This window comes from Anaerocolumna aminovalerica (genome assembly GCF_900115365.1).
Taxonomy (GTDB): Bacteria; Bacillota; Clostridia; order Lachnospirales; family Lachnospiraceae; genus Anaerocolumna; species Anaerocolumna aminovalerica.
Map to the genome: position 1 here is coordinate 62,288 of NZ_FOWD01000005.1, position 13,191 is coordinate 75,478.

Annotated in this window: 10 protein-coding genes; 1 reads left to right on the plus strand and 9 read right to left on the minus strand. The window is 37.6% G+C overall.

Annotation, left to right across the window (positions count from 1 at the left end):
• Position 1 precedes the first annotated feature (1 nt).
• The 9 genes from BM183_RS21220 to BM183_RS04400 form a co-directional block, all read right to left on the minus strand.
• Entirely contained in the window at positions 2-124 is a 123-nt protein-coding gene (locus tag BM183_RS21220) for an LDCC motif putative metal-binding protein (protein WP_276326320.1), read from the minus strand.
• 188 nt (positions 125-312) lie between these two features.
• A complete protein-coding gene (locus BM183_RS04365) occupies positions 313-528 on the minus strand; it encodes a heavy-metal-associated domain-containing protein (protein ID WP_091684707.1) in 216 nt (71 codons plus the stop codon).
• A 178-nt stretch (positions 529-706) separates the two neighbouring features.
• Entirely contained in the window at positions 707-3,154 is a 2,448-nt protein-coding gene (locus BM183_RS04370; protein WP_091684708.1) for a heavy metal translocating P-type ATPase, read from the minus strand.
• 71 nt (positions 3,155-3,225) lie between these two features.
• On the minus strand, positions 3,226-3,492 hold the full coding sequence (locus tag BM183_RS04375; RefSeq protein WP_091684710.1) for a metal-sensing transcriptional repressor: 267 nt from the start codon (positions 3,490-3,492) through the stop codon (positions 3,226-3,228).
• A gap of 308 nt (positions 3,493-3,800) precedes the next feature.
• Positions 3,801-5,147, minus strand: a complete 1,347-nt coding sequence (locus BM183_RS04380; protein WP_091684712.1) for an urease accessory protein UreH domain-containing protein — start codon at positions 5,145-5,147, stop codon at positions 3,801-3,803.
• Complete coding sequence (locus BM183_RS04385) at positions 5,147-5,788, minus strand: DUF2318 domain-containing protein (protein ID WP_091684713.1); 642 nt, start codon at positions 5,786-5,788, stop codon at positions 5,147-5,149. The genes BM183_RS04380 and BM183_RS04385 overlap by 1 nt, the downstream gene beginning before the upstream one ends.
• A 290-nt stretch (positions 5,789-6,078) precedes the next feature.
• The gene (gene mobA / locus BM183_RS04390; protein WP_091684715.1) at positions 6,079-6,681 is read right to left on the minus strand and encodes a molybdenum cofactor guanylyltransferase; all 603 of its coding nucleotides are present in this window, start codon (positions 6,679-6,681) and stop codon (positions 6,079-6,081) included.
• Positions 6,682-6,746: 65 nt separating this feature from the next.
• The gene (gene fdhF, locus BM183_RS04395; protein WP_091684717.1) at positions 6,747-9,443 is read right to left on the minus strand and encodes a formate dehydrogenase subunit alpha; all 2,697 of its coding nucleotides are present in this window, start codon (positions 9,441-9,443) and stop codon (positions 6,747-6,749) included.
• Between the two features lies 1 nt (position 9,444).
• Positions 9,445-11,289 (minus strand): NAD(P)-binding protein, encoded by a 1,845-nt coding sequence (locus BM183_RS04400; protein WP_091684718.1) that lies wholly within the window; start codon positions 11,287-11,289, stop codon positions 9,445-9,447.
• Between the two features lie 577 nt (positions 11,290-11,866).
• Here BM183_RS04400 and BM183_RS04410 point away from each other — a divergent pair.
• The gene (locus tag BM183_RS04410) at positions 11,867-13,123 is read left to right on the plus strand and encodes a phospholipase D-like domain-containing protein (protein WP_091684722.1); all 1,257 of its coding nucleotides are present in this window, start codon (positions 11,867-11,869) and stop codon (positions 13,121-13,123) included.
• Positions 13,124-13,191: the final 68 nt, after the last annotated feature.

Here is a 13,191-nt window from a genome sequence, read left to right on the forward strand (position 1 = left end):
ATTATCCCTTCTTGGATTTATTTAATTTGCAGCAATCCATTCTTTCTTTTCCATAAAGCTTTTCATTTTCCCTTGCCATATCTTGAAGATATTTGTTGATTGCCTGTTTTATTCTTTTAAACATTGTTTTCCCTTTCTTTGGATATTAAAAACACTGTCTTGCCATTCTGAACATATTTCGGAAAGCAGAATCCGGAAGAATCAAACTATTATAATTTTCTAAGATTCTTTTCCAATTCACTTTGAGAAATTTTGCTCAGAATGACAAAACAGTAAGAAATAACGCTAGGGCAACAGCCCCTTATGCTGGTATTATAAATTTTCTATATTCACTACTTCATATCCTGCATCGTCTACTGCAAATTTAATGTCTTCGTCCTTTACTTCCCCAGATGCTTCTAAAACAGCAGATTTTCCTTCTAAATTAACCTCTACACTTGTAACTCCATTCAGTTCGCTTAATGCTTCCTTTACGTGGCTGACGCAATGTTGACAGCTCATTCCTTCAATTGCAATTTTCTTTTTCATTGTGATGTCCTCCTGATCTTAAATATCTATTACATCTATAGTGAACCCTTATACCAATCCCGGTTATAAAACTTCCAAAAAATCGAAGAGAAAGGGAAGTGTGTTTATACTTAGATATATGGTTTTTGCTCTGATTTTCTGAAAAAGTTTTATAAGAGATTAGTATTTACAAGGGGAATTATTTTATCGGTTTAAACTTCTTTAATCTTAAAGCGTTGGTGAGTACGGATACAGAACTAAGACTCATAGCTGCTGCTGCAATCATAGGATTTAATAATGGTCCTCCAAATACATGAAGAATACCCATAGCAACCGGAATGCCTAATGTATTATATCCAAATGCCCAGAATAGATTCTGCTTGATATTACGTATAGTACTCTTAGAAAGCTGTATGGCAGTTGGAACATCCATTAAATCACTTCTCATTAATACAATATCCGCGGACTCCATAGCAACGTCCGTTCCGGAACCGATAGCGATACCAATATCTGCCTGTGCTAAAGCAGGAGCATCATTGATACCATCACCAACCATAGCAACCTTCTTGCCTTCTGCCTGAAGTTTTTTCACTTCATTTGCCTTATCCTGAGGTAATACTTCCGCTAAGATTCTGTCAATGCCTACTTGCTTTGCAATTGCTTCTGCGGTTCTTCTGTTGTCGCCGGTAATCATGGCAACTTCAATGCCCATCTGATGAAGTTTGTCAATTGCTTTTTTACTGTTTTCTTTTACCGTATCTGCTACTGCTACTATTCCTGCTATTTTTTCATCAATGGCAATATACATAGGAGTTTTACCTTCTGACGCAAGTTTATCAGAGATTTCTTCCAGGTTTTCCAAAGAAATATTTCTCTCTTGCATCAATTTTATATTGCCGAGGAGAAGCTTTTTATTTTCTACCGTAACTTCAATTCCAAATCCCGGAATTGCTTTAAAAGCATCTAATTTCTTAAATGAAAGACCTTTCTCTTCCGCCCCTTTTACAATGGCTTCACCTAATGGATGTTCAGAACCTTTTTCAGCAGAAGCTGCTAATTGTAATAAATCATCTTCTGTAATGCCATTTGTCACCACTACATCCGTAACTTTTGGTTTACCTTCTGTTATGGTACCTGTTTTGTCGAATACGATGGTCTGCACCTTGTGTGCGGTTTCTAAGGCTACACCACTTTTAATCAGTACTCCGTGTTCTGCACCTTTACCGGTTCCAACCATAATGGCAGTTGGTGTTGCAAGGCCTAACGCACATGGGCAGGCAATAACAAGAACAGATATAAATATAGTAATTGCAAATATGGCAGATTCGCCCCCTAAGAAATACCAAGCCAATCCGGAAATTACTGCTAAGGTAATAACTATTGGCACAAAGTATCCGGATATAATATCGGCCATTTTAGCAATAGGAGCTTTGGAGCCCTGAGCATCTTCCACCAATTTAATAATTTGTGCCAGTGCGGTGTCTTTACCAACTTTGGTTGCTTTATATTTGATGGAACCATTTTTATTAATACTTGCACCGATGATTTTATCTCCCACATGTTTTTCAACTGGAATACTTTCACCGGTTAACATGGATTCATCAACGGAAGTCATACCCTCTATTACTTCACCGTCCACCGGCATCTTTTCACCCGGTTTTACAACGATAATATCTCCAGCTTCCACTTCATCTATAGGTGTCTCAACTTCTGCTCCATTTCTGATGATAATGGCTGTTTTAGGCTGAAGTCCCATAAGCTTCTTAATAGCTTCTGAGGTTTTGCCTTTTGACACTGCCTCCAAATATTTTCCCAGGGTAATTAAAGTAATAATAACACCTGCAGATTCAAAGTATAGATCCATTGCATAGTGGCTTTCTCCGCCCAGTATTTTATAAGTAGCAAATATACCATAAAGAATGGCGGCGGAAGTACCGATTGCAATCAGGGAGTCCATATTAGGACTTCCTCTGAATAAGGATTTAAATCCAACTCTGTAATATTTATTGCCGGCAATTACAACGGGAATCGTTAATACTAATTGCACCAGGGCAAAGGTTACCGGATGCATATCCGGATGAAGAATACCCGGAAGGGGAAGACCTATCATATGACCCATTGCTATATAAAGCAATGGCACGGTAAATATGGCAGATACAATAAATTTCTTCCATAATGTCTTTATTTCTTTTTCTTTTCTTTCCTTATCTGTATCTACTGAAGTTTCTTCTTCTATCAACTTATAACCGGCTTTCTCAACAGCCTTTTTTATATCTGACATTCTGACTTTAGAAGAATCATAACTGATGGTTAGTTTTTCTGTGGCGTAGTTGACATTGGCTTCTTCTACACCCTCCAGTTTTCTTGTGACTCTTTCAATATTCTTAGCACAGGACGCGCAAGTCATTCCCTGTACTTTTAAAGTCTTGGCGGCACTATCCTTTAATGCCTTATAACCTGCTTTATCTATAGCTCCTTGAATGTCTTCAACAGTAACTTTAGATTCATCAAAACTGATGTTTAACTTTTCTGTAGCTAAATTAACACTTGACTCTGTAACACCTTGCAGTTTTTTGGTTGCTCTTTCAACTGCTTTTGCACAAGCGGCGCAGGTCATTCCTTCTATTTTTAAAGTTTTACTGGCCAACTCTTTTCCCTCCTTTATAGTTTTTATCAGGCTAATAAATGCCTGCAATTATTAAAATGCCTAACCTTATATTATTTACCCATTACTTTTGATAATAGGTCTATTACCTCGTCTATCTTCTCACTTCCTTTGTCATGCTCAAAAGCTTCCATAACACAGTGATTCATATGCTGCTTTATAATCAATAAATTGGCTTTCTTTAAAAGTGACTGGGTAGCTATAATCTGATTGGATACATCTACACAGTAGCGTTCATCTTCAAGCATCTTTATAGTTGCTTCAATCTGACCCTTTGCGATCTTTAAAGACTTTAATGCATTCTCTTTCTCGCCGTTCATTTTTTCACCTCATCCCATACCCCCTGGGTGGGGGTGTCTTTGATGATTTCATATTACACCTATTGTTTTTGTATGTCAAGTGCTTTTATTAATAAATTTTATCAATTTCTTTTTTATAAGATCTCTTATTGCCTGTTAAACATATTTACCGCTCTTAGAGATAATTTTCAAAAGAATTGTCCCCTTAAGAATGCCACTTTGGCAGTAACACTAACTTAATATTCATGAAGTGGGAACTCCATTCCATGGGAAATGCTCACTTGACGTAAACATAAGTCCACTTCAAGTGAGCCAATTAAAATATGACTCTATTCTACTACTGTTATGGAGCTGCGTATCATTCCCATCCAACAGCTATAGCCAATCTGACCTGCCTCTGTAGGTGTAAATTCAATTACGTTCTCTCCTTCATGAAGTTCTATTTCAAGGCCATACTTTGGTATAATAAGTTCATTATTACATCCATTAATTTTGCCTTTTTCTGCTTGAATTATCCATTTGACCGGAATACCTTTTTTTACGGTTATCTGAGGATATGTACCAAAATCAAGAGGTGTGATTATGGTTTGAATTCCGCCTTCTATTTGTGCAGTCATTGACTGCCCGCTGCTATTTTGAAAGGGCAATGCCACGCCGGATAGTGCCAATCCGTTGCTTAACATTCCAATTCCCAAAACAACAACTAAAACAGCACAAATTGACATCATTTTATCTGTGAATTTCTTATTCAGTTTACTGCTTAAGGCTCCTAGTCCAAACATAAGAGGTACGGTTCCTAAACTGAACAGGAACATGGATAATGCACCGTAGAAAAAACTTCCGGTGGATAATGCAAATAGCTGCATACTTTGCAATGGTCCGCAGGGCATAAGTCCATTTAAAAGCCCTATATAAAAAGAGGAATGACTTTCTGTCTTCTTCTTACCTATTTTTCTTCCAAGGAATTTTGGCATTTTAATAGTAAATCTTCTTAAAGCAGGAAATACATTCATCATGTTAAGTCCCATTATCATCATAAATACACCTGCAAAGATTGCTACTGCGCCGCGAAATCCGCCTCCAAGACTGATAACGGAGCCTAATGCCCCTACAATACCACCTATTAATGTATAAGATATGACACGCCCCAGATTATATAGGAGATTAGGGTATATGGCAGATGCACCTTTTTTAGAAGCATTTGCACTCTGGGCTAAGTTAATGCCGCCGCACATGGCTACACAATGCAAAGAGGTCAGCAGACCTATAACAAACATCATGCCATAGCCCATGTTACTTTGTATTCTTGGAAAAAAGTTTGTAAAGTTTAATAATCCTAAGCGTTTTAAAATTATGTACCCGCCAATAAGGATAATCAGTATATAAAGAGATTGTGAATTACCGGTTAGTTCTTCTACATTACTTTCTTTTGCATCTTTATTTCCTCCAGGTATTTTATTGGTTTCCTCTACCACCTTGTAACCCAGCTTATTGATTGTGTTCTTAATTTCATCCAAACCTACAACTTTATTATCATAGGTAAAAAATACTTTCCCTTTACCATAACTGGCATTTATATTCCCTATACCATTTAACTTTGATAACCCGTTCTCAATTGTCAGCTCACAGTGGGCACAGCTCATACCCAAAATAGTTAAACTTTTATTTTCTTTCATTAAAATTTCTTCCAGTTCTCAAATCTATCCGCATTTTCTTTTATCAGTTTTAAAGGTATGGTGATTTCTGTGTCTGTCTCTTTTTTTTCATCTGCCATAATTGGAACTGGATTACATCCTCCCCGTTCTTGCTCAATCATGTCCCCACTATAGATGTTACCGCAGTTCTGGCATTGGAATTTGTCTCCTTGCTGAATGAAAAAAGCGTAAGGGCTTCCATTACATATCTGGCAGGTATCGAATGCGGTACGTATGGTTCCATCCGAAGCCTTTAAAGCAAACAGGCCAACCGTGGTTCCTTCTACATCCATGGTATAAAAGGTTGCTGTTTCTGATATGTCTGCTGTTTGGATGACTACATCACCCTCTTCGTTAAAAACTGCCGGAATGGCATCCTCACTGGAAACAATGGAGGAATCTGTTGAATCGGAACTGTTAGCTGAATTATTGGCTGAATCGGATGTATCTGTTGAATTCGAGGTATCTGATGAATCAGGTATATTACCGGGAAGTTTGGTTCCCTTTCCTTCAGGAACCAAAAATACTATTGCAATAGCCAACACGCCTACCGCAATTGCCGTTATTAACAGCGGATTCGTATTTTTTTTCTTAGAATGATTGGTTTTCTTATTATTGGACATGGTAAGTTCCTTTCTATTAATTCGTATATTTTAATAGAAGTATATATTTGTTTTATGGAGATTTTATGGAGATTATTTTGTAGGTTGGATTTTATAAAGAATGTTTTTCTATGAATATTTATATTAGAGTTTTTCCTGCTTCCAATTTTGTGGATAAAAAAGAAACAAAGCCTATTCTTACTGTTAAGTAAAGCAGATAGGCTTTGTTTAAGATTAAGAAAATTATATTTTGCTTCATTGTTAAAAATAAAATTCTCAGGAACAAGTATAATATTTATCTTTTAATATCTTTAATTTGCTTCTATAATTTTCTTGTATTCTTCCTGAGTATTAATATTTGTTATAATTTGTTTTGTATATCCCAAACTCTCAATATCTATATATCTGGTATATACCCGTTCATAAAGCATCCTAAGCTTATGTTCTTCCTGCTCCCTCATTTCTTTCAGGAAAGGCAAAGTCGTTCTGGAATATAAACTGCATAAAGGCTCCAGCATATTATCAGCCCGTAAGACAATGCAGCCCGGCATCTCTCCCTGGTCATTTCTTAACAGGACAGGGTTATCCAAACAGCTACAGAACTTGTTTAAGAAGTTTTTATTAATATAAGGCATATCCGCAGCCAGTATTAGAGCAAACTTCGTATCCGCTTTTTTTAGGATCTGATAAACCCCCTCCAATGGCCCAAATCCACTTTTTTCATCCTGCACTAATTCATAACCTATATTTTTATAGGTTTCTAAATCATTCACTGACAGAATAATTTTAGAGAAATCTTCACATTCTTCTGCAATAGTTTCTATAAATGATGTTTCTCTAAATGGGAGAAATGCTTTGTTTATTCCCATACGGGTACTTTTTCCACCTGCAAGAATTCCTACCGTTATCTCCATATTATTACCTCTAACCTTATTAATGTCTTTCTGAGGAATAGTAAGAACAGAATTATTCTTAACATCTACGCCTTCTCAATTTTTATTGCACATACCTTATACTCCGGTATGCGGGCATATTCATCCAGGGCAGCATTGGTTAACCAGTTTGCATTGCCATCTTGAAAATGGAATGGCATCCAGCTTTCTCCCTGTGATACTTTTACACCAACTCTTGCTGTGGATTCTATTACGCCCCTGCGGGAGGATACTTTTACCCTGTCTCCGTTGACAATACCCAGTTTTAAGGCATCCTTCTCATTCATTTCAATGAAAGACCTTCCTTCTATTTCATTTAGTCCGGGAGTTCTGCCGGTCATGGCTCTTGCATTATAGTGTGCTAAAATACGTCCTGTCATCATAATAATTGGATATTCTTCATCTGGTAATTCTGCAGAAGGCCTGTATTCTGCCGGGAAGAACCAGCCCAAACCTCTTGTGAATTTGCCCACATGCATAATAGGAGTCCCGTTATGACTTTTTCCGGTGCAAGGCCACTGTAAACTTTCTCCTGCATCCAGTCTTTCATAACTGATACCTGCAAAACTTGGTGTTACAGAAGCAATTTCCTCCATGATTTCGGAAGCTGTTAAATAAGGCTGAGAATATCCCATTCGGTTCATTAAATCCATAAATATATCCGCATCTGAACGCATCTCACCTTCTATGGTTACTGCTTTGCGAACCCTTTGTACTCTTCTTTCCGTATTGGTAAAGGTTCCTTCTTTTTCTGCGTAGCTGACACCGGGAAGTACCACGTCTGCATACCTGGCAGTTTCCGTCATAAATAATTCCTGTACTACTAAGAAGTCAAGACTTTCCAACGCTTTTATTACATGATGGGTATCAGGATCGGAAACAACCGGGTCTTCACCAAAAATATAAAGTCCCTTGATTCTTCCTTCTGTTGCTGCCGGAAATACATCCGTTGCATGGGTTCCTTGCTTATGATTTAAAGGAACTCCCCAGGCTTTTTCGAATTTTTCTATTACTTCCGGATTCCTGACCTTTTGATATCCCGGAAAATCTCCCGGCATGGCACCCATATCACAGGCACCCTGTACGTTGTTCTGTCCACGTAAGGGATTAACTCCACAGCCCGGTTTTCCCAGTTTACCTACCGCCATAGCTAAGTTGGAGATGGACATAACTCCTTCGGTTCCTGTGGAGTGTTCCGTTACTCCCAAACAATATATAATTGGTGCTTTCTTTGCTGCAGCGTACATTCTTGCTGCTTCTCTTAATTGATCCGGATGGATATGGCAGATTTCTGCCACCTTCTCCGGTGTGTAATCCTTTACGATTTCAGCAAGAACCTCATAACCTTCCGTACGTTCTTTAATGAATTCCTTGTCTTCTAATCCCTCCGACAAAATTACATTTAACATACCATTTGCAAAAGCCACATTGGTTCCCGGCTTTAATTTCAGATGTATATCTGCTTGTTTGGACAATCCAATATCCCGGGGATCTACTACGATTAGTCTGGCACCCTCACCAACTGCCTTACGAATCTGCATACCTACAACTGGATGAGCTTCCTCCGGATTGGAGCCAATAAGTAAGATGCAATCCACATCATGATGTGTAATATCATAAATAGGGTTAGTCATAGCACCGGAGCCTAAGGTCATGGCAAGACCGGCTACTGACGCAGAATGGCATACACGGGCACAATTATCCACGTTATTGGTACCAAAGCAGGTTCTTACCATCTTTTGCATCATGTAAATATCTTCATTAGGGGAACGTGAACATGCAAAGCCTGCTAAAGAATCCGGGCCGTATTCTTTCTTTAATTCCAGGAATTTGGAAGCAACCAAGTCCATGGCTTCTTCCCAGGTTGCCTTTTCAAATTCACCGGTCTTTTTATTCTTTATTAACGGATATTTTAATCTCTCTTTGGAGTGTATGAAATCAAAGGAGCCGGAACGTCCTTTCACACATAACCGTCCTTTGTTGGAGGGGCCTTCGGCACTTACCACATCAACAATTTTATTGCCTCTTACCACAAGATATAATTGACATCCTGTACCGCAGTGAGGACAGGTTGTTAAAACCTTTCTTACTTCCCAAGGCTGATATTTTTTTCTTCGACCTTCTGTTAATGCTCCGGTTGGACAGGCCTGTGCACAATTACCGCAGGATTCACAGATAGTATTCTTCCAGTCCTCACCAAAGGGTGCATCAATAACAGTAAATATTCCATTTTTTCCAGAGGTTATGGCTTTTCTTCCTACTGTTTTGGAACAGGTATTAATACACCTTTGACAATGGATGCAAAGACTTGGATCGTAGGATAAAAAGGGATGGGAATGAAGGATTTCCTTTTTGATTTTACTTCTGCTGCCTTCGTAAGAAGATTTTTCTATTCCATATTCTTTACAGTAACTTTGCAGACCACAATCTCCATTCTTAGGACAGGAAAAACAATTTGTACTATGGTTGGATAAAATCAAATCCAAGGTCATTTTTCTTGACTTTATTACTTTTTCACTTCTTGAACGGACTACCATACCTTCTTTCACAGGGGTATTACAGGAAGTAACTAATTGTTCCATTCCCTCTACTTCTACTACACAAAGTCTACAGGCGCCTATAGTGCTGACTTCTTTTAGATAACATAAAGTAGGTATCTTAATTCCTCCAGAAACAGCAGATTCCAAAAGAGTGCTTCCTTCCTTTGCCTGAATATTTTTACCGTCTATTATTATATTCACCATATCAGTCCCTGCCTCCTTCCAATACACCGCATCCATAATGGTCACATCGCAAACATCTGGATACTTCCTGCATAGCTTCTTCATAAGACATTTCATTCTCTATATGAAGAAAATCTTGCTTACGGATACTTGGCTTTCTTTCCGTTAGATTTACACGTCCCGTTGGAATACGGTTATTGGGATTTGCATCCGGTATCTTAATTCCAGCATTTACTTTGTGGTGATAACCCAAGTATTCGTCAATGCTAAAGGCTGCAACTTTACCGGCTGCAACTGCCTTTATAACAGTAGAAGGCCCTGTAACGCAGTCTCCTCCTGAGAATACTCCTTCTAATTCTTTAACAGCACATTCCGATGTAGTGACAAAACAATTACCATCTGTCGGCATTCCAAATTCTTCAAAAGGGCCCTTTATAATATCCTGACCAACTGCTATTAAAATAATATTACAAGGAATTCGTTCCGGTTCTTTCCTTGCATCTACGGGACGGGGACGTCCTTCACTGTCATATGCACCAATCCTTTGAGGCTGTGTCCAAAGGGCCGTACAATTTCCGCTTTTATCCGTTTCTATGTTAAGAGGTGCCTGTAAGGTCATTAATTCAACTCCTTCCATAACAGCCCCTTCTATTTCACTGGCTAGAGCAGTCATATCCTCCTGCCGCCTTCGATATACTATGGTAACTTCCTCTGCTTTACACCGAAGGGCGCTTCTGGCACAGTCCATTGCCACATTACCCCCTCCAATTACCACTACCTTTTTGTTGGAGTAATCCGGATAATTTCCGTAACCAATTTCCCGAAGCATATCCACAGCTGATGTTACATTACCACAATTGGCTCCTTCTATTCTTAAGCCCTTTCCCCTTTGAGCCCCGATAGCAACGTATAGGGCATGGTATTCTTTATGGATATTTTCTATAGGAATGTCTTTTCCTACACTGCTATTATAGATTACATCAATATTACCGGTAGAAAGTATGGCTTTTATATCTTCTTCCAAACGGTCTTTGGGAAATCTATAATTTGGTATTCCATATCTTAGCATTCCTCCAAGCTTATCATTTTCTTCATATATCACCACTTTATGCCCCATAAGTGATAGGAAGTAGGCTGCGGTCAATCCGCTTGGCCCCCCTCCCACAACAGCGATCTTTTTACCTGTTGTTACATTACTTTGGGGCAAAGGTACGGTATCTGCCGACACCTGGTCTACGGCAAATTTCTTTAGACCCCTTATATTTAGAGGACTATCAATCAGGCTGCGTCTGCAGCGCTCTTCGCAGGGATGTTCACAAATCATGGCGCAGGCAGTAGGGAAAGGATTATCTTTACGAATTAAATTGATAGCTCCTGCATAATCCTTTTCACCAATCAAAGAAATGTAACCTGGTATATCCACATGTGCCGGACATAGGGCTACACAAGGCAGCTTCTGCTCTGTTCCTTTTTGACAGCTATTATTCTCAATATGACTTATGTACTCGTCATAAAAGACTTCCATGCCCTCCAACATATCCCCTGCAGTTTCGTAACCAATGGCACAATCTGAATTATCCCGTATATATTCAGCTAAGTGCTTTATCTCCTCTAAAGTATCTTTTGTTGCTTCTCCGTCTAAAACAAGTTGTAATAATTCTTCCAACTGGGGTAATCCATCACGGCAGGGAACACATTTACCGCAGGTCTGGTTTTTTGATGTATGTAGTAAAGACATTTGTACAATCAAAGGGCAAACTCCCATTGGATATGCATCTAACTTGCGTCTAAACTTTTTTAAAACTTCATCGATTTGCTTTTTGGAATTACTTTGTTCCAATGTGCATTTAGCCAATTTTGCACCCATTCACACTTTCCTCCTACAATTACAGATACATTTGTTTTTATTATACAAACAGGATTAAGAGATTGCAATGAATGATATTTTTTTGACAAATTCGGTGGCAAAAAAGACAACTTTATTGTGAATAATGAATATATTTAAATTTTCAATAATTATAGCTCATTTAATTAACCCAGCTTACATTACGTATTTTTGTTAAAATTATGCTAATACTATAATTGTTTTAAAAATTCTGAAAAATGCCCAATCTTAACAGCTACCCTGCCTTAAGGATATAACCCGGAATGGAGTGAATCAATTTTGAATAAAATAAAATTTATAGCCAGTAAAGTACTTATCCCTTTTATCGTGATTTTAGCGGAAATATTCCTATTTATTATAATGGTTATTAAATACCACCAATACTTTGTTTTATATTATATAGTAAAGTTTATTATTAGCTTTATTGCTATGCTTTGGATTATTAATAAGCGTATGAATCCCACATTTGTAGTAACCTGGTTATTCACTATTTTTCTTTTTCCTGTTTTTGGAGTATTGGTTTATATCCTTTACGGTGGAAAACTAACCGGTAAAAAAAATGCAGGCAGAACTAAATTCCATATATTCCAAAATACAATCAGATTTCTCCCTTGGAAGCGATGCCATTCTTTCGGAACTGAAAGAGATTGATATTCATGCCTACCGCCAGGCAAATTATATTAAGGGCAAGTCTCTTTGTCCCATATATAAAAATAGTTCCTGCACCTATTTTCCATCTGGAGAAGCTTCTTATAATGATATTATGAATGCTTTAAAATCAGCAAAAGAGTTTATTTTTTTAGAATTTTTTATTATAAAAGAAGGTGTATTCTGGGACGGTGTACTTGATATTCTTACTAAAAAGGTGAAAGAGGGTGTGGATGTAAGAATTATTTATGATGAAGTAGGCTCTCTATTTACTCTGCCGGCTCATTATGATAAAAAATTAATATCCTTAGGAATAAAATGTCATGTTTTTAGACCCTATAGTTGGATTTTTTCAACGGTAAGTACCAATCTGGACCACCGTAAAATATTATTAGTTGACGGTAAAGCCGCTTTTACCGGAGGATTTAACCTGTCTGATGAATATATTAATGTTATTAATAAACATGGTTATTGGAAGGATTCCGTAATTCGTGTAAAAGGTGATGCCGTACAGAATTTTACTGCTATGTTCTTATCTACTTGGGATTATTTAGATGGCTCAACCGAAGATACTTCCCCATTCCATAAAGTTATTACTCTTTCTGAAGAAGATAATCCTTCCGGATTCGTTCAGCCCTATAACGATACTCCGCTGGATTATGAAGGAGTGGGTGAAACCGTATATCTTAATTTAATTAATAAAGCCACAGATTATGTCTATATTACAGCTCCTTATCTTATAATAGACAGTGAAATGGTAACAGCCCTGTGTAATGCCGCCAAAAGCGGTGTAGATGTTCGAATCATTACTCCCTATATTCCGGATAAAAAGATAGTTTTTATGATGTCTTGTTCCTTCTATCCTGTGTTAATGGAATCCGGCGTCAAAATTTATGAATTTACACCTGGATTTATTCATTCCAAAAATATTATAGTGGATGACCTTTATGGTGTAGTGGGTTCTATTAATTTAGATTACCGCAGTTTATATTTTCATTTTGAATGCGGCGTATGGATGTATAAGTCAGAATGCATTATGGATATGAAGAAAGACTTTCTCAGTACGATTGAAGAAAGCAAACTTATCTATTATGAAAAAAGTAAATATAAGAATTGTTTTAAGCGCTTTGCAAGTTCTATTTTAAGAATATTTGCACCGCTTTTTTAACGAAAACGGCGGTTTTATAAACATCAAAACCGCCGTAGCTATTATATATTGTATTTAGTTTTTTGCTA

Bases quoted from the DNA above. Each gene is read 5' to 3' on its own strand.
- BM183_RS21220 (WP_276326320.1), bottom strand. From the start codon at position 124: ATGTTTAAAAGAATAAAACAGGCAATCAACAAATATCTTCAAGATATG.
- BM183_RS04365 (WP_091684707.1), bottom strand. From the start codon at position 528: ATGAAAAAGAAAATTGCAATTGAAGGAATGAGCTGTCAACATTGCGTC.
- BM183_RS04375 (WP_091684710.1), bottom strand. From the start codon at position 3,492: ATGAACGGCGAGAAAGAGAATGCATTAAAGTCTTTAAAGATCGCAAAG.
- BM183_RS04380 (WP_091684712.1), bottom strand. From the start codon at position 5,147: ATGAAAGAAAATAAAAGTTTAACTATTTTGGGTATGAGCTGTGCCCAC.
- BM183_RS04385 (WP_091684713.1), bottom strand. From the start codon at position 5,788: ATGTCCAATAATAAGAAAACCAATCATTCTAAGAAAAAAAATACGAAT.
- mobA (WP_091684715.1), bottom strand. From the start codon at position 6,681: ATGGAGATAACGGTAGGAATTCTTGCAGGTGGAAAAAGTACCCGTATG.
- fdhF (WP_091684717.1), bottom strand. From the start codon at position 9,443: ATGGTGAATATAATAATAGACGGTAAAAATATTCAGGCAAAGGAAGGA.
- BM183_RS04400 (WP_091684718.1), bottom strand. From the start codon at position 11,289: ATGGGTGCAAAATTGGCTAAATGCACATTGGAACAAAGTAATTCCAAA.
- BM183_RS04410 (WP_091684722.1), top strand. From the start codon at position 11,867: ATGCAGGCAGAACTAAATTCCATATATTCCAAAATACAATCAGATTTC.